General features: G+C 62.8%; 16 protein-coding genes and 1 other RNA gene. 8 read left to right on the top strand and 9 right to left on the bottom strand.

The annotated features are described in order from the left end of the window. Positions 1-123: 123 nt before the first annotated feature. Positions 124-864: a L,D-transpeptidase family protein gene (locus BAUR9175_RS10675; RefSeq protein WP_069600119.1), complete on the bottom strand. Its 741-nt coding sequence runs from the start codon at positions 862-864 to the stop codon at positions 124-126. Beyond that, positions 861-2,120 (bottom strand): uracil-xanthine permease family protein, encoded by a 1,260-nt coding sequence (locus tag BAUR9175_RS10670; protein ID WP_371860659.1) that lies wholly within the window; start codon positions 2,118-2,120, stop codon positions 861-863. Before BAUR9175_RS10670 ends, BAUR9175_RS10675 begins: the two co-directional genes overlap by 4 nt. A gap of 331 nt (positions 2,121-2,451) precedes the next feature. Between BAUR9175_RS10670 and bioB the strand changes: the two genes are divergently transcribed. Then, positions 2,452-3,507 (top strand): biotin synthase BioB, encoded by a 1,056-nt coding sequence (gene bioB / locus BAUR9175_RS10665; RefSeq protein ID WP_096158720.1) that lies wholly within the window; start codon positions 2,452-2,454, stop codon positions 3,505-3,507. Positions 3,508-3,551: 44 nt separating this feature from the next. Here bioB and BAUR9175_RS10660 read toward each other — a convergent pair whose 3' ends face one another. Continuing rightward, positions 3,552-5,093, bottom strand: coding sequence for a fatty acyl-CoA synthetase (locus BAUR9175_RS10660; RefSeq protein ID WP_009885201.1), 1,542 nt, complete (start codon positions 5,091-5,093; stop codon positions 3,552-3,554). A 188-nt stretch (positions 5,094-5,281) separates the two neighbouring features. On the opposite strand from BAUR9175_RS10660, the gene BAUR9175_RS10655 reads away from it, so the two are divergent. Next, positions 5,282-6,115, top strand: coding sequence for a Nif3-like dinuclear metal center hexameric protein (locus BAUR9175_RS10655; protein ID WP_009885202.1), 834 nt, complete (start codon positions 5,282-5,284; stop codon positions 6,113-6,115). 45 nt (positions 6,116-6,160) lie between these two features. Then, positions 6,161-6,889, top strand: coding sequence for a zinc ribbon domain-containing protein (locus tag BAUR9175_RS10650; protein ID WP_096161985.1), 729 nt, complete (start codon positions 6,161-6,163; stop codon positions 6,887-6,889). Between the two features lie 66 nt (positions 6,890-6,955). Here the strand turns inward: BAUR9175_RS10650 and BAUR9175_RS10645 are convergent, their stop codons facing one another. After that, positions 6,956-7,732: a YaaA family protein gene (locus BAUR9175_RS10645; protein ID WP_165770290.1), complete on the bottom strand. Its 777-nt coding sequence runs from the start codon at positions 7,730-7,732 to the stop codon at positions 6,956-6,958. A 121-nt stretch (positions 7,733-7,853) separates the two neighbouring features. Here BAUR9175_RS10645 and rnpB point away from each other — a divergent pair. After that, an RNA gene (gene rnpB / locus BAUR9175_RS10640) (RNase P RNA component class A) lies at positions 7,854-8,221 on the top strand. Between the two features lie 46 nt (positions 8,222-8,267). Here the strand turns inward: rnpB and BAUR9175_RS10635 are convergent. From BAUR9175_RS10635 to map, 3 genes are read right to left on the bottom strand one after another with little or no spacing between them, the layout of a single operon-like run. Then, positions 8,268-8,933, bottom strand: a complete 666-nt coding sequence (locus BAUR9175_RS10635; protein ID WP_096166970.1) for a hypothetical protein — start codon at positions 8,931-8,933, stop codon at positions 8,268-8,270. Between the two features lies 1 nt (position 8,934). Continuing rightward, positions 8,935-9,768: a polyphosphate--glucose phosphotransferase gene (gene ppgK / locus BAUR9175_RS10630; RefSeq protein WP_096166969.1), complete on the bottom strand. Its 834-nt coding sequence runs from the start codon at positions 9,766-9,768 to the stop codon at positions 8,935-8,937. A 10-nt stretch (positions 9,769-9,778) separates the two neighbouring features. Next, positions 9,779-10,687 (bottom strand): type I methionyl aminopeptidase, encoded by a 909-nt coding sequence (map, locus tag BAUR9175_RS10625; RefSeq protein WP_009885207.1) that lies wholly within the window; start codon positions 10,685-10,687, stop codon positions 9,779-9,781. Positions 10,688-10,825: 138 nt separating this feature from the next. Here map and BAUR9175_RS10620 point away from each other — a divergent pair, with 138 nt between their 5' ends. Beyond that, positions 10,826-11,551 (top strand): FadR/GntR family transcriptional regulator, encoded by a 726-nt coding sequence (locus BAUR9175_RS10620; RefSeq protein WP_009885208.1) that lies wholly within the window; start codon positions 10,826-10,828, stop codon positions 11,549-11,551. Between the two features lie 168 nt (positions 11,552-11,719). Here BAUR9175_RS10620 and ald read toward each other — a convergent pair whose 3' ends face one another. After that, positions 11,720-12,838, bottom strand: coding sequence for an alanine dehydrogenase (gene ald, locus BAUR9175_RS10615; protein ID WP_009885209.1), 1,119 nt, complete (start codon positions 12,836-12,838; stop codon positions 11,720-11,722). 328 nt (positions 12,839-13,166) lie between these two features. On the opposite strand from ald, the gene BAUR9175_RS10610 reads away from it, so the two are divergent. From BAUR9175_RS10610 to BAUR9175_RS10600, 3 genes are read left to right on the top strand one after another with little or no spacing between them, the layout of a single operon-like run. Beyond that, positions 13,167-13,370: a hypothetical protein gene (locus BAUR9175_RS10610; RefSeq protein WP_009885210.1), complete on the top strand. Its 204-nt coding sequence runs from the start codon at positions 13,167-13,169 to the stop codon at positions 13,368-13,370. Between the two features lie 3 nt (positions 13,371-13,373). After that, positions 13,374-14,732, top strand: coding sequence for a type I glutamate--ammonia ligase (gene glnA / locus BAUR9175_RS10605; RefSeq protein WP_009885211.1), 1,359 nt, complete (start codon positions 13,374-13,376; stop codon positions 14,730-14,732). A gap of 4 nt (positions 14,733-14,736) precedes the next feature. Then, positions 14,737-17,778, top strand: coding sequence for a bifunctional [glutamine synthetase] adenylyltransferase/[glutamine synthetase]-adenylyl-L-tyrosine phosphorylase (locus BAUR9175_RS10600; RefSeq protein ID WP_069600123.1), 3,042 nt, complete (start codon positions 14,737-14,739; stop codon positions 17,776-17,778). A gap of 9 nt (positions 17,779-17,787) precedes the next feature. Here BAUR9175_RS10600 and BAUR9175_RS10595 read toward each other — a convergent pair whose 3' ends face one another. Beyond that, positions 17,788-19,257, bottom strand: coding sequence for a mycothione reductase (locus BAUR9175_RS10595; RefSeq protein WP_009884663.1), 1,470 nt, complete (start codon positions 19,255-19,257; stop codon positions 17,788-17,790). Positions 19,258-19,314 lie beyond the last annotated feature (57 nt).

Here is a 19,314-nt window from a genome sequence, read left to right as displayed (position 1 = left end):
GTCAGAGGGCACTCCGTAGTGCCCTCTGACCGCCTCTTCGTCGTTTGCCACGGCTCGTTTGTGGTGACTGTGGTCTAAGCTGCTGACCTATCTGCTGACCTATCTGCTGACCTATCTGCTGACCTAGCTGCTGACCGCCATCTCAACCACGCTGTCATCTTCCCACTCGAAGATCCTCAGCAGGTCCGCCTCCGACACCGATACGCAGCCTGCTGTCTTCTGACTGCCGGTGTTGACGTGGAGGAAGATCGCTGAACCCTTGCCCGGCGTGGCGGCAGTGTTGTAGTCAATGACCTGGCCATGGTCGTACGCCGGAGTCTGGTACATGGATTCACCGGAGTATCCGTCGGACTTCTTCTGCATGGTGTTGTAGTTCTTCACTGCGTCTCCATCGACCCAGACATCGTCCTTGGAGACCTTGACGTATTTGGGTCCATGGAACTGCTTCGGTTGCGCTTTCACTCCGAACCCATAGCCCATGCTGTAAACGCCGGAGGGAGTCATGCCGTCACCCTCACGTTTCTCTCCTGCCGCAGCGATGCCGTTGTAGCCGACGTACCCGTCGACACTCATCGCAGAATAGTACTTCCCGTCCCACTTCTCACATGCTCGGACCTCAGCTGTGGCACCGCCGGTGCCCGAGACTGCAATGACCTTCTCCGCCGTCGCGGCCGAAGCGATGGAACATCTGTCGCCAAGGTGATCCGGCTTGTCTGCAGCATTGCCGTCGATCAGCCCCGCGCCGAGTCCTTGGGCGGCCTGAGCCGAGGACCCGAGGAATAAGGCACCAGCGACCAGGACGACCGCGAAGCCCGCCGTCAGCTGGCGGCGCGTTCCGCGCGAGCGTGAATGTGCAGGTTTCATGATTGTCTCCTCATCATCAGATTCTCATCATCGGGGGAAGAACCTCCGTGCCCGTCCAGGTTCTGGTCGGTGCCGCGCCATTTCGCGATGCCGCGCATGACCTGATAGATGATGATCGCCGAGGCTGATCCAAGTGCGATGCCTTCGAACTGAAGGTCACCGGGAGTCCAGGTGAAGTTGGCGATTGCCACGATCAGTGCCACCGCTGCCGTGTTGAGGTTGATGGGATTGGAGAAATCGACCTTGCTCTCCACCCAGATGCGCACGCCCAGCATTCCGATCATCCCGTAGAGCACGGTCGCGGCTCCGCCGAGGACCCCGGGTGGAATGGTTGCGATGATCTCCCCGAACTTCGGCAACAGGCTTAAGATCAGGGCGATGACGCCTGCACACAGGTAGGCGGCCGTTGAGAAGATGCGGGTCGCTGCCATGACTCCGATGTTCTCCGCATAGGTCGTCGTTCCCGAACCTCCGCCGGACCCGGCGAGGACCGTGGAGATACCATCAGCGAACAGCGTGCGGCCCGTGATCGAATCGAGGTCACGTCCGGTCATCGCCGACACCGATTTCACATGTCCGATGTTCTCGGCGATGAGGACGAAGACGACGGGGAGGAAGAGCCCCAGATAGCCCAGGTCGAATACGGGAGCGTGGAAGGCAGGTAGCCCTACCCAGTCGGCGGCGCCGACAGTCGAGAAGTCGATCTGCCCTTGCACCCATGCAGCGACGTAGCCGACGAGGACGCCGATGAGGATGGACAGTCGGCCGAGCATCCCGCGAAACAGCACGCTGGTGACCAGGATGGTGACGATCGTGATCACCGCAGTCAGAGGGGCCTCCTTCACCCAGTCCCACGCCGCCGGTGCGAGGTTGAGTCCGATGAGGGCGACGATGGCGCCGGTGACGACCGGGGGCATGGTGACCTCGATCCACCGCACTCCGGCGAAGTGGACGACGACGCCCACCAGCGCCAGAGTCACGCCCACGGAGATGATTCCGCCCTGTGCCAGTGCCATGGCATGGGAGTCGAGGTCCTCTCCCGAGGTGGCTGCGAATCCGGTCACGGCACCGATAGGCGCCAGCAGACCGAAGGACGATCCCAGGTACGAGGGCATCATGCCCTTGGTGATAAGCAGGAACAGCAGTGTTCCGATGGCGGTGAAGAACAGCGTCGTCGAGGGAGGGAACCCGGTCAGCAGCGGCACGAGGAATGTCGCGCCGAACATGGCGACCACGTGCTGAGCTCCGATTCCCACGGTCCGCGGCCAGCTCAGTCGCTCCTCGGGCAGAACGGCCTCACCGGGACGAATCGTCTTTCCATCCCCGTGCTGCCTCCAACCCACCTTGCCTTTGAAAGGACTGGATGCAGGTGTCGTCTCGTTGGGGGATGCCACCACTTGTCTCCTCATTCGTCCGCCCGAAGGCGGCGACGTCTGTTCGTCATGCGTTCTCTGCCGTGAGCAGTCTATTCGCTTTCGCCCACCCTGCATGAGCCTGCCCAGCCAAGCACCGCTACGCTATTGAACACTGTTCAGGAGCAGGTGCCTGCACCACACGCTCATCCGCCGTAAAGAGGAGACTGCACCGATGACCAGCTGGTTCGACTACCTTGCCGACTCGATACTCGATGGTGGCGTGATCACCGAGGAACAGGCGGTGGCAATACTGGCCACGCCCGATGCCGACCTCCTCGCACTCGTTGCCGCAGGATCCAGACTCAGACGCAGGCATTTCGGGATGACCATCAAGCTCAACTATCTGGTCAATCTCAAATCGGGTCTGTGCCCCGAAAGCTGCAGCTATTGCTCACAGGCACTTGGATCGGCGGCACCGATCCTGAAGTACTCGTGGTTGAAAACCGAAGAAGCGGTGAAGCAGGCAGATTTCGGGATCCGCGGGGGCGCCTCTCGGGTCTGCCTGGTCGCCAGTGGACGAGGACCAGGAAATCGAGACGTGGAACGCGTCAATGACATCGTCACACGACTCAAAGACGATCATCACGATCTCGAGGTCTGCGCATGCCTGGGAATCCTCAAGGATGGGCAGGCAGAATCTCTCGAAGAAGCCGGTGTCGATGCCTACAACCACAACATCAACACTGCTGAGTCGTTTCACGACACAATCGTGAAATCACACACCTACGCGGATAGGACCAACACGGTCGCCAAGGCGAAGACGGCCGGGCTCTCTCCGTGCAGCGGACTCATCGTCGGCATGGGCGAAAGCGACGAGCAGGTCGTCGAAGCCCTGTTCGCACTGCGCGAGCTCGACTCCGACTCCATCCCCATCAACTTCCTGGTCCCATTCGACGGAACGCCTATGGAGGGACAGTGGAATCTCACTCCCGCCCAATGCCTGCGAATCGTCGTCACAGCACGATTCGTCTGCCCCGACAAGGAGATCCGACTTGCCGGCGGGCGAGAGATCCACCTGCGGTCGCTGCAGGCCCAGGCACTGCACGTGGCGAACTCCATCTTCCTCGGCGACTACCTCACAGCGGAGGGGCAGGCTGCCGAGGACGACATTCCTCTCATCCGAGACAACGGGTTCACCATCATCGGCCAGGAGAAAGGTCCCAACGGCACACACACTCCCACGATCAGGGCACGGGGCGCGGGCACAGAGCAGGGTGCCAACGCATGACCGCGACCCTGCCGCCTGTACGCGGCAGGAACCTTCTATAAGCCTCAGGCCTCACGCAGCTGACGTTTGAGGATCTTGCCTGCCGAGTTCTTGGGCAGCTCGGTCACGAAGTCGACTCGCTTGGGGACCTTGAAGCCAGCGAGACGATCCTTGACATGGGCCAGCACATCCGCCTCGGTGATCTCGGGCTGCTCAGGCTTGGTCACGACGAAGGCGGTGACTGCCTCGATCCACTTCTCGTCGGCGACTCCGACGACCGCAACCTCGGCGACCTGGGGGAGTTCGAAGATCGCATCCTCGACCTGTCGGCTGGCGACGAGAACGCCGCCGGTGTTGATGACGTCCTTCACTCGGTCGATGACTTCGATGAAACCGGATTCGTCCACCGTCACGAGGTCTCCGGAATGGAACCAGCCGTTGTCGAAGGCCTCGGCGGTGGCCTCTGGCTTGTTCCAGTAGCCCTGGCACAGCTGCGGTGACCGGTAGAGGATCTCACCCTGCTCTCCTACTCCGACATCATTGCCCTCGCCGTCGACGACCCTGGTTTCGACGAAGAAGACGGACCGGCCGGCCGATGATGCGTGGTCATCGTGTTCCTCCGGCCTGAGGACCGTGCACAGCGGACCCATCTCGGACTGGCCGAAGCAGTTGTAGAAGCCGAGCTTGGGCAGACGCTGCCGCAGCTTCGCAAGCACCGGTCCGGGCATGATCGAGGCACCGTAGTAGGCCTTGCGCAGACTCTCCAAGTTACGGGTATCGAGGTCGGGACTGTTGGCCAGGGCAACCCATACCGTGGGGGCGGCGAAGAAGGAGTTGATCTCACGTTCTTCGAACAGCGCCAGCAGCTGGTCGGGGACCGGTGCGGGCACAACGATGTTGTGCGCGCCGATGGCCAGGAGCGGGATCAGGAAGACGTGCATCTGGGCCGAATGGTAGAGCGGCAGGGCGTGCACGACCCGGTCAGTGGGTGCGAAGTCGAGGCTCATCAGCGCCGACATGTATTCGTGGACGAGTGCCCGATGGGTCATGATCGCTCCCTTGGGCGCCGAGGTGGTGCCCGAGGTGTAGAGCAGCTGTGCGACGTCGGTGTCCACGACGTCGAATTCCCCGGTGCCGGCCGGCGCTGTGTCCGTGGCGGTGGCCGATTCCAGAAGTGTGGCGAAATCCTTGGACTGGACGCCCGCGCCGGTCGTGGTTGCTGCCACGGCGTCGAGAAGATCGGCATCGGCGAAGACGAGCTTTGCACCCGAGTTGTCCAGAATGTAGTCGAGTTCGTCGTTCTTGAGCTGGTAGTTCACCGGCACGTGGATGAGTCCCGCGCGTGCACATCCGAGGTAGAGGAGAAGGTAGAGATCGGAATTCTTCCCGTAGGCTGCGATGCGGTCGCCCTGCTGCACGCCGAGGCTCATAAGTTCACGTGCAACGGCCGTGACCGCGGTGTCCAGCGCGGAATAGGTCCAGATGCGATCACCGAACTCGACGGCGACATCGTTGCCGAAGCGTCCGGCGCTGCGACGCACGATGTCGGCAACGGTCGAGGAGAAGTGAAGATCGGGCGCTGGTGAATTCGTCTCATTGGTAGTCATGTGCCAAATCTATCGCCGAGCTCCCGTCAGATGTACCCCGGGTCACATTTTCTGGGAGCGTCTCAGGCAATTCTCTGCCACGAACCCCAGCTGAGGTGACGACGCCCGCGACCGGCCAGTGGTGCTCCGTGGTCGTCCGCCGGTCAGTACCGCCTGACCGAAATGTTCGGATGTAATACTGTGGTGGCATGAGATACCCGAAGGTCAGCGAATGTGTGGATGTGTTCGAAGCACTGTGGCCGACGGCCCTGGCGGAGAGTTGGGATTCGGTGGGTCTGGCTGTGGGTGATCCCGATGCGGAAGTGCGGTCGATCCTGCTCGCTCTCGACCCGATGGACGCGGTCATCGCCGAGGCGGTGGTCCTGGGATCTGACCTGGTGTTCAACCATCATCCGCTCATGCTCAAACCCGTGAAGTCGGTGAATGCGTCCACTCTCAAGGGCGGCGCCGTGCACACCCTGATCAGCAACGACATCGCGCTCTTCAACGCTCACACGAATGCGGACTCCGCACGTGGGGGAGTCTCCGACGTCCTCATCTCCCTGCTCGGCATCGACAACGCGCAGCCACTCGTCCCGCACGCCGAGGGGTCGCCCACCGGAATCGGACGAGTCGGTGACCTGCCGACGCCGACGCCTGTGCGCGATATCGCCCGCACCCTCTCGAACCGACTTCCACGGACAACGACCGGTGTGCGCATCGCCGGAGACCCGGCAGCCACAGTCACACGGGTCGCCGTCTGCGGTGGAGCAGGCGACTCCTTGTTCGACGAGGTTCGGGCCAGCGGCGCGGAGGTCTACATCACCGCCGACCTCCGCCACCATCCCGCGACCGAGGCTCGCGATACCGCAAACAGAAACGACGGCCGCCCACAACTCATCGATGTCTCCCACTGGGCTTCCGAGACAGTCTGGCTGACTGCGGCGGCCGAACAGTTGGAGACCGAATTCGCCGAGCGCGGGCTCAGCGTCGCCCTGCAGCATTCGGCGGTCAACACCGACCCCTGGGTCGAACGCTATTGACTCCCTGCCCACGCCCCCACACGCTTCGCTGACAAGGAACCGACAATGCTGATCACCGCCGAACAACGCACCGAACTCGAATCGCTCATCGAACTCGCCTCCCACGGACGTGCACTGCGACATGAACACGACAACCCGGCTCAAGCCTCGGCGCTGAAGGACCTGGTCTCCCAGCACAAGGAACTCGAAACCAAGAAGACAGAAGCCGCCGAGGTGGTGGAGAAGTTCCGCGCAGAGGTCGCCGAACATGCAGCAGCCATCGAGACTCAGAACTCTCAGATCGCGAAGAAGACCGTCGAACTCAACGACGGCACCGGCCTGACCAGCCGAGACCTTGTGAATCTGCAGAACGAGATCTCCGGTCACGAGGAACGAGTGTCGGAACTGGAAGAGGCTGAGCTCGGTTCGATGGAGGAACTCGAGTCCGCTGAGACTGCTCTGTCGGACGTTGAGTCCTCTCTCGCCGAGGTGATCGCATCGGGCCGTGCCACGCAGACGGCCATCAAGGACCGCAAAGCGGAGTTGGCCGCACAGCTGGAGGCCAACAGTGCTTCGGCTGCGAAGCTCAAATCCGATCTCCCCGATGCTCTGGTTCGTCAGTTCGACCAGAACGTCGCTCAGGGCGGACCTGGGGCCGCCGTGCTCAGTGGCCCGAATTGTCAGGCTTGTGGCCAGGAAATCAGCGGCATGGCGTGGAAGGGCATGCTGCTGGAGGACCCGAACCAGACCTACGAATGCGAAGAGTGCGAGGCTGTTCTGCTGCGCAAGGGCTGAGACGCACCTCCGCTGGCGACTCAGGCACGTTCCGCTCGAGCCGCTCGTCCCGGTCGAACCGCTCGCTCAGTCCCGCAGGATGATGGTCAGCGCCGCCGGTCGGTTCTTGGCATGCGGGGTGAACTCGACCTCGTAGGACTCTTCTGCTCGTGATACCAGATCTGCAGAGTTCGCCGGCAGCTCACGATCGTCTGCGAGCAATCGGCCGACGAGTTCGCCGCGATAGTACTTTGCCCAGTGAGAGACAACGCTGCGCTTGGCACCGGTGACCTTGACGGCTCCCAGGGTCACGACCTGCTCATGAGGGCCCGGCCAGGCGGCCCGGTAGTCACTGGAGCGGCAGTCGAGGATCACCTCGGCGGGGTCGACCGTGAAAGATTTGGCCAGAACAGGCTTCCACCAGGACGAGAGTTTGCCCAGGGTGCCCAGGTCCGTCTTCATCGCCAGTCGATAGGCAGGGATTGGATCGAGACCGTTGACCTGACCGAAGAGGGCAGAGAAGACGTGCACACTCCGCAGTCGCTGCGCCAGGGTTTCGTTCGTCGGAGCATCGGCGACGAGGTCGGGGGCGCCCATCGCCTCATAGAGGACACCTGAGTAGGTGAGCAGAGCAGGCGCGCAGGGCAGCGAGTCGAGGCTGACGTTGCGTTCGACATCGGCTGACAGTGAGGCACCCACGCCCAACTGCTTGAGAGCGTCCTTACGTTTGGAGACCCGCTGCAGGGCAGTGAGGACCTTCTTCCGCTGGGGATTGAGGTCGGGTGCCGAGAGTTCTGGCAGATCGAGCGGGGAGCCCGAAGTTGCGGGAGTCTTTCCCTCAGAGGGCGGCAGTAGGATCTTCACCTCACCATGGTAGGCCGCCAACGCTTCGGCCCCGATTCGCCGTCCACGTTAGTTTGATCACTCCCGGGACGAGGCCGCGACGAATGGTCCCGGCGTTGCGGGTAGACTCTTGAACTCGAGGACAGGTCACCAGACGGTCGCGGCTCTCTCACGAGGGCTGAGGAACGTCCGGGCTCCGCAGAGCAGGGATGGTGGGTAACACCCACCCGGGGCAACCCGCGGGCCAGTGCAACAGAAAGCAGACCGCCCAGTTTCGACTGGGTAAGGGTGAAACGGTGGTGTAAGAGACCACCAGGGTGTCGGGTGACCGGCGCCGCTGGGTAAACCCCATCCGGAGCAAGATCAGACAGACGACGTTCGAGGCTGCTCGCCGAGTCGTCGGGTGGATTGCTTGAGGCCGGTGGCAACATCGGTCCCAGATAGATGACCGTCCGTCGAGAAGGGTAACCGACTCGATGACAGAACCCGGCGTATCGGTGGCCTGTCCTCACACAAACATCGTCAGCGCATCAGCTCCGTCAGGGCATCAGCTCCGTCAGTCCATCATCCACGGTGCCGCGCCCCACCGATCTTCCCTGTATCTCCGGTTTCCGAAGAGCAGCAGCAGTGCGCACATGAGATAGACACCGGCGCTCAAGAGCACTCCCACGACGAGAATCGCGATATCGTCGGCGAAATCGATGCTTTCGGCCGGCTCGATGGGGGCATTGCCGTCGGCGCCGATGAGCACGCTGATCGTATCGCCCGTGTCGAACTCTTCGAACCCGTCCTTACCGCGATAGATCATCGGCTCCTCGATCGGTGATCCGTCGGTGTGCTGCAGGGTGTATTCGTGTGTGTAGACCTTCCGACCTCCTGGGTCGGTCGAGTCGTGAACCGTCTTGACCTCGGACGTATGGTCGACGACGACCACTTCAGTGAGTTCGCCGACGCGGCTGATGCCGAGGTCCTCGGCCAGCATGATCGATCCGAGTCCTGCCAGCGCGAATGCCGGCACCGCGAACCAGAGCACCCAACGCCGATCGAGGATCCGGCCGATGCCGACCAGGGCAACGAGGACTGAGCAGCACCCGATGATGATGCCGGCCAGCAGAAGGTTCGGCCAGAGGACGATGATCGCAGCGCCCACAGCCAGCAGAATCACCGTCGCGGCCATGACGATGAGCAGGCTGAGCTGACCGCGAAGACTGTGTGAGTCCATGCTACGAGCGGCTCTTCTTGACCTTCGCCTTGCCGTTGTTGATTGCGAGGATCGCGGCCCCGACGATGCCAGCGTTGTTGAACAGCTTGGCCGGCTTCATCTCGGCACGCGTCTTGATGTGATGGAGGAAGTCCGCATGCGACTTCGAGACTCCGCCGCCCACGAGGATGACGTCCGGGGACACGAGGAGCTCGATCTGCTGATAGTACTGCTGCAGCCGAGCCGCCCACTCCTCATAGCTGAGGTTCTCACGGACCTTGACGGACTCAGCGGCCTGAGTCTCCGCATCACGGCCGTTCATCTCGATGTGGCCCAACTCGGTGTAGGGCACCAGCCGTCCCTGCGTGAACAGTGCGGTGCCGATCCCGGTCCCCAGCGTCGTCATCAGGACGGTCTTCTTGCGATGCTTGCGTCCTGCGCCGAACACCATCTCGGCGAGGCCGGCGGCATCGGCGTCATTCATGATGAAGAAGCGACGACCTGTGTGTTCGGAGAGGATCTTGACGATGCTCGAACCGATCCACGACTGGTCGAGGTTCGCCGCGAAGTGCACCTCATCATCGAGGATGACGCCGGGGAAGCCGCACCCGATCGGCAGTGCGTCGAGCACTGCACGGTCGTCGACGATCTCAAGCTCGAGCGCCTTATCAGCCAGGTGTTCGAGGAGCTGCCCGATGGCCTCTGCCACAGCGGTCGGGGCGCTCGGCTTCGGGGTGAGCACTCGCACCCGCTTGAAGGCGAGGCTCCCCGTGGCCGTGTCGACGAGTGCGGCCTTGATTCCCGTGCCGCCGACGTCGACTCCGATGGCGAAGCGTCCCTGCGTATCGTCAGTCATGTCTGTCCTGTCAGTCTTCTCGGGCAATCGGTCCCTCGGCGATGGCGGTGTCCGCATCGGGGAGGGTGAGGATCTCGGCACCGGTCTCGGTGACGACAAGAGTGTGCTCGAACTGGGCGGAGCGCTTCCTGTCCTTTGTGACCACAGTCCAGGCGTCGTCCCAGACGTCCCAATCGACGGTTCCGAGGTTGAGCATCGGTTCGATGGTGAAGATCATTCCCGGTTCCATCACCTCGGCGTGGGCAGGTGCGGCGTCGTAGTGGGGGACGATGAGGCCGGAGTGGAACTCGCGGCCGACACCGTGCCCGCTGTAGTCGCGGACGACTCCGTACTCGAAGCGCTTCGCGTACTTCTCGATGACTCGTCCGATCACGTTGATCTCGCGGCCGGGTTTGACGGCTTTGATGCCGCGCATGGTGGCTTCCCACGTCCGTTCGACGAGGAGTCGGGACTCCTCGTCAACGTCTCCGGCGTAGAAGGTGTAGTTCGTGTCTCCGTGCATGCCGTCGATGTAGGCGGTGATGTCGACGTTGACGATGTCGCCGTCGGCGATGACCGTGGAATCGGGAATCCCGTGGCAGATGACCTCGTTGAGTGAGGTGCACACGGACTTCGGGAATCCCCGATAGCCCAGCGTCGACGGATAGGCCCCGTGGTCGCACATGTACTCATGGGCAACACGGTCGATGGCGTCGGTTGTGATCCCGGGCTCGATGATCTCGCCGACAGCAGCCAGAGCATTTGCTGCGATCCTGCCCGCAACGCGGACCTTTTCGATCTCCTCGGCTGAGTAGAAGTTGTTTCCCCGACCTTCGTCGGCATCGGCGCGTCCGACATATTCGGGTCGCGTGATGCTGCGGGGGGCTGGCAGTTCGGCAGAGATGGTGCCGGGCGTGAGCAGGCGAGGCGTATCAGTCATGGTGCCTTCGATTCTAGAGCGGTTGAACCCAGATATTCCACAATTGCGGTGCCTGTCGGTGCGGGCCTGCCGTGGGAGAGGATAATAGAGTGAAAGGAACGGCCAGCGAAGGCCACAATGTTGAGCAAAGGGGGAGTGATGAGCGAACGGGCAGATGTGACCGGTCCCGAATTCTCCGGACTCAGCGACGTGGTGAGCCTGACGAGTGCACCGCAGCAGATCGCAGACCACATCCTCTCCGGCATCGCCGTCGGTGCATTGCCCGAAGGCACGCTGCTGCCCGGGGAGAGAGCTCTGGCCGCCGATCTTCAGGTTTCACGCTCAAGTGTGCGTGCGGCGCTGCTGCGTTTGGAGCGCCTCGGTGTCGTCGAACGGCGGCGCGGACGCGGCGGCGGCACCTTCGTCTCCAACGCGGAACCGACTGCGCTGGCTCCCATGGCCGATCGCATCGGTGAGTTCCATGCCGAACGCAGAAATCTCCTCGATGCCCGCGCGGTCTTCCAGAACAGTCTGGCTGCGACTGCTGCACTGCGGCGAACCGATGAGGAGCTCACCGAGCTTCGGCAGTTGGCGCAGAGATACTCCGAACGCGCCGAGGCGGGGGTGGCCAGAACAGCTGACGCGCAGTTCCATTTCGCCATCGCTCGGGCCGGGCATAACCCGGAGCTCGTTCGCATGGCCATCGACATCGACACCAGGATCAACGCCGGGTTCCGTCACGATCCCTTCTCCCATGAACTCTTCGATCATGCCGTTGCCGATCACGCTGCCATCGTCGAGGCGATCGCTGGTCAGGACGCGCAGGCGGCGGGGAGGCTGTGTGAGGAGCACTTCCGGTCGACGACGATGCCCCCGCGCAGCTGAGACCAATCCAGCTCCGGTGCGGCTGACGCTTCCCGCATCCCCTGTGATCTCAGAGGTACCCCCTCACATCGAGGAGCGCCCCTTAACAACGCCGAAGGCCGACACCACAACGATGGTGTCGGCCTTCCGCGTGTGCGTTTCAGGTGATATTCACCGGAACGTGTGCGCTCAGTTCGCCAGGGCGTGTTCGACGGAGACTGCCTCGAGTCCGAAGGCCTCGGCGACGTTGTCATTGGTCACGTGTCCGTTGTGGATGTTGAGTCCACGGGCCAGTGCCGAATCCTTCGACAGGGCCGCGTGCCACCCCTGGTTGGCGATCTTGACCGCGAACGGCAGGGTCGCGTTCGTCAATGCCGCTGTGGCTGTGTTCGGTACCGCTCCGGGCATGTTCGCCACGCAGTAGTAGATCGAGTTGTGGACCTCGAACGTCGGATCGTCATGCGTCGTCGGTCGCGAGTTCTCGAAGCAGCCGCCCTGATCGATGGCGATATCGACGAGCACGGAACCTGGCTTCATGCCGGCTACCATCTCGTCGGTGACGAGCTTCGGCGCCTTCTTGCCCGGGATGAGGACCGAGCCGATGACCAGGTCTGCAGAGGCCAGGGACTTCGTGATCTCGTACTTGTTCGACACCTTGGTGGCGATGGCACCGGCAAAGGTCTCATCGATCTGGCGCAGTCGGGGGATGTTGATATCGATGACCTCGACTGCGGCGCCCAGGCCCAATGCCATGCGCGCGGCATTCGTGCCGGCGACGCCGGCACCGATGACGACGACGTTGGCCCGTTCTACTCCGGGGACTCCGGAGAGCAGGATCCCGCGCCCGCCCGAGGCCTTGAGCAGACTGTGGGCTCCGACCTGGGTGGAGAGTCGACCGGCGATCTCACTCATCGGAGCCAGCAGGGGAAGGCCTCCGGCGTCGGGCTGGACCGTCTCGTAGGCGATGGCTGTGGTGCCTGCGTTCATGAGCGCCTGAGTCAGCGCTTCATCTGCAGCCAGGTGCAGGTAGGTGAAGAGAATCAGATCCTTGCGCAGGAATCCGTATTCTTCGGCGATGGGCTCTTTGACCTTGAGGACCATGTCTCCGGCGGCCCAGGTGGTCTTCGCGTCGGGAGCGATGGTGGCGCCGGCTTCGGTGTACTCATCATCGGTGATGAATGATCCTTCGCCGGCACCGGCCTGAACTGTGACGTCGTGTCCGTGGGCAACGAGCTCGTGGACGCCGGCAGCGGTGATGGCGACGCGGAACTCGTTGTTCTTGACCTCTGTGGGCACTGAAATGCGCATAGCTTTCCTTCTCTCATGTTGCCCCATGGGCAGTTCCAGCCAGTTCGAACTGTGGCTGAGGATACATCTCACTGTATTCCTTAGAAGGTCTGGAGGGCAAACCTTTATATCCAGTATTCGTGACGAATTTTGCGGAATCGGTGGAAAATTGGTCGCCTTGATACGAAATGTTGAACTTTTGTCGCTGACCGACGCAATTAAGACGAACTTTTTGGAGGCACCGACCATCGGGCGACTGGCAGGGACGACCAAGTCATGGCGGCAACGGGCAGAACCGGTAAGCTGAAATCTGTCAGGGATTCACCACACCCGCGATGGAGGGCTCGACATGGGACTGTTCAAGGATATCGACGACGCTGATTCGAAGTACTACTTCAATCTCAAGACCAACAAGGTCGAACGCGGCCTGGTCAGCGATGCGGACCATCGCATGGGCCCCTATGAGACAGAGGAAGTGGCCCAAGCCGCCCTCGAGCGTGCTCAGGCTCGCAATGAGGAGTGGGAAGAAGACGACAAGAAGTGGAACGGCTGAGGAATGTCGCGTCAGGAAGAATTCGTTCTTCGCACCGTCGAGGATCGTGAAGTCCGCTTCATCCGGCTCTGGTTCACCGACGTCCTCGGGGGCCTGAAGTCCGTCGCGGTCGTTCCCGCAGAACTCGAGGGGGCGTTCTCCGAGGGGATCGGGTTCGACGGTTCCGCTGTCGAAGGACTCTCACGTGTCTATGAGGCCGATATGGTGCTCAAGCCGGACCCTTCGACCTTCTCGCTGCTGCCTTGGCGCGGAGAGAAGGAACCCACGGGGAGGATGTTCTGCGACATCCATGTGCCCGGGGGCGAGCCGGCGCAGGCCGATCCGCGCAATGTCCTCAAACGGACGCTGGCGAAGGCTGCCGAGAAGGGCTTCTCCTTCTATGTTCACCCGGAGATCGAGTTCTACCTCTTCCAGACGTCCAACCTCGATCCCGTCAGCGGCATCCTCGAGGGCACGACTCCCATCCCCGTCGACACCGCAGGGTACTTCGACCACGTCAACGGCGGGACAGCCAACGATTTCCGACGCTCGGCAGTCACCATGCTCGAAGCCATGGGGCTGTCCGTGGAGTTCTCACACCACGAGGCCGGACCAGGTCAGAACGAGATCGACCTGCGCTACGCAGACGCCCTGACCATGGCCGACAACATCATGACCTTCCGATCGGTGATCAAGGAGGTGGCGATCTCCCAGGGCGTGTACGCCTCGTTCATGCCCAAACCCCTCAATGATCATCCAGGCAGCGGAATGCACACACACGTCTCACTCTTCGAAGGTGAGAACAACGCCTTCTTCGAGCCCGGGGCCATGTACCAGCTGTCGAAGACCGGCAGGCAGTTCATCGCCGGAGTCCTCACCCACGCCGCGGAGATCACCGCGGTGACGAACCAGCATGTGAACTCCTACAAGCGACTGTGGACCGGTCATGAGGCCCCGTCCTATATCTCGTGGGGACATCGGAACCGGTCCGCGCTGGTCCGGGTGCCGCAGTACAACTCGGGCAAGTCCTCTTCGGCTCGCATCGAGTACCGGGCCCTTGACTCCTCGGCAAACCCGTATCTGTCCTATGCGCTCCTGCTCGCCGCGGGGCTCAAGGGCATCGAGGAGGACTACGAACTGCCAGAGGAGGCAGAGGACAACGTCTGGCAGCTCTCGGACACGGAACGCCGGGCCATGGGAATTCAGGCCCTGCCGACCAGTCTGTCGCACGCCTTGGAGATCATGGAGCAGTCCGATCTCGTTGCAGAGACCCTGGGCGAGGAGGTCTTCGATTTCTTCCTGCGCAACAAACGACAGGAATGGAATGACTACCGCGCTCAGGTGACGCCGTTCGAGCTCAGCAAACACTTCACCTCGATGTAGACCCATGGCACGAATCACTTCGCGCACCTCCGTCGTCTCCTCGTCAGCGGCCCGCTTCCTCGATGAGATCGATGAGCTCGTCGGCGAGCCTCTGGCCACCGATTCTCGGTTCATCGATCTCCTCGAAGCGACCCCGGATCCCCACGCGGCCGCACTGGGCCTGCTCCGGGTCCTGGAGGCGGCGGGGGAGTCGGCACCTCAGTTCCTGTCCGCCATCCGTTCCGGGGCCGGGGAGGATCTGGCTGAGGACGAACTCGACCGTGCGCTGCTGCGTCGAGTGCTGGCGGTCATGGGCACCTCAGAAGCGATGGTCGACCACCTCGTGCGGCATCCTGAGTCTCTGCCGCAGCTGGTGGAGCAGTCACCGTTCCTCATGATCTCCACCCCGGCGGCTTCGGCGGCAGCGCTGCGCAGAGATCTGCTGAGCGCCGTGGGCGCCGACCCTGATTCACCGGCGCCTACGGCGGACCACCTCGGCGATGAGGCGATCAAGGACCTTCGTCGCACCTATCGCGATGCCCAGCTGCGGCTGGTCGCCGATGATCTCGTCGCCGAGGCGCCCGAGGAGATCGTCGACCACGTGATGGCTGTGCTCTCTGACCTGGCGGCGGCGGCGATGGATGCCGCACTGGCCATCGCCCGGGCAGAGCTCGATCCTCAGGGCACGGTTCGCATTGCGGTGATCGCCCTGGGCAAGACTGGGGCTCGTGAACTCAACTATGTCTCAGACGTCGATGTGGTCTTCGTCCTCGACTCCTCGACGAACGATGAACAGCGCGAACTGGCCACTGAACTGGCCCAACGTATGCGCAGCATCCTCTCCGACGCCGGAGCAGAACCTGCCCTGTGGGAGGTCGATACCGCGCTGCGCCCCGAAGGCAAAGCGGGGGCATTGGTGCGCACCATGTCCGAGTTCACGCGCTACTACGCCGACATCGCAAAGAACTGGGAGTTCCAGGCTCTTCTCAAGGCACGGCCCGTGGCCGGTGATGTGGGAGTGGGCGAGGAGTTCGTCGAAACGCTCCTGCCGCTCGTGTGGGAGTCCGCCAGCAGGCAGGGATTCATCGACGGAATCCGTTCGATGCGTCGTCGTGTCGTGGATCTCATTCCCGCCGCCGAGGCGCCCAGGCAGATCAAGCTCGGACGTGGGGGACTGCGTGACGTGGAGTTCTCCGCGCAGCTGCTCCAACTCGTCCACGGGCGCACGGACGAGGAGATCCGGACTCCGAATACTCTCGTGGCGTTGGAGGAGTTGGGAGAGCACGGGTACATCGGAAAAGAGGATGCCTACGTCTTCTCCTCCGCCTACCGTTTCATGCGCGTGGTCGAACACCGGGTCCAGATTCCGCGGATGCTGCGCAATGCACTCATCCCCGACGACGATGAGAAGCTGCGCATTCTCGCGCGCTCGGTCTTCACCTCGGGTTCACGCACCGGCGCCCGGCTGGAGGACACCCGCAAGGACTACGCGAAACAGGTCACCCGCCTCCACGAGCAGATCTTCTACCGCCCCATCCTCGATGCGGCGGTCGGCGTCCACGGTGCCGTGGTCGATGCACACAATCGCGGCAGCAGCATGCAGGCTGCCGCCGATCGGCTCCAGGCATTCGGGTACCGCGACCCGCAGGGGGCTCTGGCCCACATCAAGGCGCTGACGTCTGGTATGTCGCGCACCGCGCTGGTCATCAAGCAGGTCCTGCCGGCGCTGCTGGACTGGTTCTCAGACGGTGTCAGTCCCGATGCCGCGCTGTTGGCATTTCGTCGGCTCACAGACTCACTGTCATCATCCGGTTGGTTCCTCAAGATGCTCCGGGACTCCGGACTGGCGGCGAAGTCCGTAGCGGAGGTCCTCTCGCTGTCCGGCTATGCCAGCGAACTGCTGCTGCGCCAGCCTGCCGCCGTTGCCTGGTTGGACAACTTCGACAACCTCAAGTCCCGCGATTCGAAGGCACTTGCCGCCGAGGTCGCAGGGCTGCTCAAACGGCATGGGGCAGCGTCGATCACACCGATACGCGAAACCTACAGTCGTGAACTTCTGCGCATCGCTCTGCGCGATGTCCTCGATGTCGGCGATCGAGCCGAAATCCCCGGCGATCTCTCTGCCCTGATGGATCTGACGGTCAGCGGTGCGCTGCAGGCCGTGCGGCTTGACCTCGATGGGCCAGAGACTCCGCCCTACGAGTTCGCGATCATCGCAATGGGCCGCTGGGGCGGAAATGAGATCGGGTACTTCTCCGATGCTGATGTGACCTTCGTCTTCCGCTCCGTCGGTGAGGAGCTGGGTGCCGAGGATAAGGCCAAGCTGAGCAAGCACGTCAACAAGGTTGCCCTCGGGTTGGGGAGCCGACTCAAGGCCAGCGATGCCGCGCAGGGTGTGGATCTCGACGCAGATCTGCGTCCGGAGGGCAAGAACGGGCCTTTGGTCCGTGCGCTCTCGTCCTACCGGGCCTACTATGCGAAGTGGTCCCAACCGTGGGAGGCGCAGGCGCTGCTGAGGGCGCGTCCGGTCGCCGGTGACTCCGGCCTCATCGAAGACTTCACGGAGCTGATCGATCCGCTGCGCTATCCGGTGGAGATGCCGACGAAGTCGCTGACGCAGGTTCGCACCCTCAAGGCACGGATGGAGGACGAGCGTCTGCCCCGCAATGCGGACAAACGTCGCCACCTCAAGCTCGGCCGAGGCAGCCTCTCCGACGTCGAGTGGACCGTCCAGCTCCTGCAGCTTCAGCACGCCCACAGGATTCCTGGCCTGCGCACGACATCGACGCTGACAGCCCTCAGTGTCGCAGCCGAGGAAGGGCTCATCCCCACGGATGATGCCGAGGAGCTGGCGGCCGCATGGCAGCTGGCCACCAACGTCCGCTCAGCCGTGATGCTGTATCGAGGGCGAACCGCCCAATCACTGCCGGAGGAGCACTTCGAGCTGGAGGCCACGGCCCGGCTGCTCGGATATCCGGCGGGTGGCGGTCACGAACTCGAAGACGACTATCTGCGCACCACCCGCCATGCCAGGAACATCATGGAGGAACACTTCTACGGCTTCTGACGCCCGTCCTCAGGCGTCGTTGAACTCCAGGCCCAGCAGCGCGTTCTCAACGACCTCAGGCAGAGCCGGATGAATCCAGTACTGTCCCTTGGCCACCTCGTCGGCTCGCTGGTCGAACGCCATCGCCTGGATCAGCGGCTGGATGATCATGGACGCTTCATGACCGACGATGTGCGCGCCCAGGATCTTGCGCGTTGCACGGTCGGCGACGATCTTCACGATCCCGGGGTCATCGGCCATCGCCCACCCGTAGGCCACGTCGGCATACTTCTGCACCTTCACGCTCACGTCATGGCCGGCCCGCCGGGCTTCCTCCTCGGTGATGCCGACATAGGCGACCTGCGGCGAGGTGAACACCGCACCGGGAACGGCGTGATGGTTGACCTCCCGCAGCTGCGCCTCGGCGCCGCTTCCCGGTGCACCGGCTGCCACGTCCACGGCCAGGTTGTCACCGACGACGGCAGCTTCGTGATTGGCGACGTGCTTGAGCTGGTGCGGCGAGCTGATGTCACCGAGGGCGAACACGCCGGGAACCGGACGGCCCTGGGACAGCACGCGCTGACGTGAGTCGACGCTGAGTCGCGCATCATCGAGGATGTCGAAACCGGCGTCGCCCACGCGCAGGCTCGTGGTGTTCGGTGTGCGCCCGGTGGCGATGAGAACCGCATCCGCGTCCAGCTGCGCAGGCAGATCGACATCGCCGAGGCGGCCGCTGGGTCGCAGTGTCACGCTCACCTGGTCGTTGTCGAAGCTGTAGGACGCCACCTCTGCTCCGCGGTGGACAGTATGGTTGCGTTCGAAGAGTTCGGTGAACTCCGTTGAGACTTCCTCATCGATGGTGCCGAGCAGACGTGGACCACGGGCGATCACGGTCACCTCGGTGCCGAGTCCGGCGAAGACGTGGGCGAACTCCATGGCGATGATGCCGGACCCGATGATGACCAGGCGTTCGGGTCTCTGGGGAATGCGCATGATCGAGTTGGAGGTGAAGACGGGGTAGCCATCGGTGTCCACCAGCTTCGGCTCGAGTCCTGTGGCCTCGGGGATGACGGGGGAGGCCCCGGCCGCGATGACGATTCGATCGGCTGTGATCGTCTCACCTGAGGCCGTTCGCACCGTTTTCTCTCCGACGAACTCGACGTGTTCGGCGACGACGCTCACATTGGGTTGCCGGTCGCCGCTGCGGTAGTCCCGACCTCCGGATTCGATGGCGTCGACCCGGTCGAAGATGCGTTTCTGCAGCGCGGGCCAATCCACGCCGTGAAAGTCGGTCGAGAGGTTGTAGCGGTTCGCCTCGGCTGCCTGTTCGGCGATTGTGGCGGGATAGACGAACATCTTCGTCGGTATGCATCCCACGTTGAGGCAGGTGCCGCCGAAGTGCCATTCTTCGGCAATCGCGACGTTGAGTCCGGAGAAGCGGTCGTCGAGGAACATGTTCCCCGACCCTGTGCCGATCAGTAGGAGATCGAAATGCGTCATTGTCCATCCCTGTATCAGTTGTGGTCACAATCGAATGCGGCCCTGGTCAGATGCACT

Origin of the sequence: Brevibacterium aurantiacum, from assembly GCF_900169065.1 — a bacterium.
GTDB lineage: Bacteria > Actinomycetota > Actinomycetes > Actinomycetales > Brevibacteriaceae > Brevibacterium > Brevibacterium aurantiacum.
Note: the sequence above shows the minus strand (reverse complement) of the source record. Positions and strands in the feature narration are given on the sequence as shown.

Excerpts from the sequence above, each read along its gene's own strand:
- bioB (WP_096158720.1), top strand. The coding sequence starts at position 2,452 with ATGACCAGCTGGTTCGACTACCTTGCCGACTCGATACTCGATGGTGGC.
- BAUR9175_RS10675 (WP_069600119.1), bottom strand. The coding sequence starts at position 864 with ATGAAACCTGCACATTCACGCTCGCGCGGAACGCGCCGCCAGCTGACG.
- BAUR9175_RS10660 (WP_009885201.1), bottom strand. The coding sequence starts at position 5,093 with ATGACTACCAATGAGACGAATTCACCAGCGCCCGATCTTCACTTCTCC.
- BAUR9175_RS10595 (WP_009884663.1), bottom strand. The coding sequence starts at position 19,257 with ATGACGCATTTCGATCTCCTACTGATCGGCACAGGGTCGGGGAACATG.
- BAUR9175_RS10655 (WP_009885202.1), top strand. The coding sequence starts at position 5,282 with ATGAGATACCCGAAGGTCAGCGAATGTGTGGATGTGTTCGAAGCACTG.
- ppgK (WP_096166969.1), bottom strand. The coding sequence starts at position 9,768 with ATGACTGACGATACGCAGGGACGCTTCGCCATCGGAGTCGACGTCGGC.
- map (WP_009885207.1), bottom strand. The coding sequence starts at position 10,687 with ATGACTGATACGCCTCGCCTGCTCACGCCCGGCACCATCTCTGCCGAA.
- BAUR9175_RS10620 (WP_009885208.1), top strand. The coding sequence starts at position 10,826 with ATGAGCGAACGGGCAGATGTGACCGGTCCCGAATTCTCCGGACTCAGC.
- ald (WP_009885209.1), bottom strand. The coding sequence starts at position 12,838 with ATGCGCATTTCAGTGCCCACAGAGGTCAAGAACAACGAGTTCCGCGTC.
- BAUR9175_RS10650 (WP_096161985.1), top strand. The coding sequence starts at position 6,161 with ATGCTGATCACCGCCGAACAACGCACCGAACTCGAATCGCTCATCGAA.
- BAUR9175_RS10600 (WP_069600123.1), top strand. The coding sequence starts at position 14,737 with ATGGCACGAATCACTTCGCGCACCTCCGTCGTCTCCTCGTCAGCGGCC.
- BAUR9175_RS10610 (WP_009885210.1), top strand. The coding sequence starts at position 13,167 with ATGGGACTGTTCAAGGATATCGACGACGCTGATTCGAAGTACTACTTC.
- BAUR9175_RS10635 (WP_096166970.1), bottom strand. The coding sequence starts at position 8,933 with ATGGACTCACACAGTCTTCGCGGTCAGCTCAGCCTGCTCATCGTCATG.
- glnA (WP_009885211.1), top strand. The coding sequence starts at position 13,374 with ATGTCGCGTCAGGAAGAATTCGTTCTTCGCACCGTCGAGGATCGTGAA.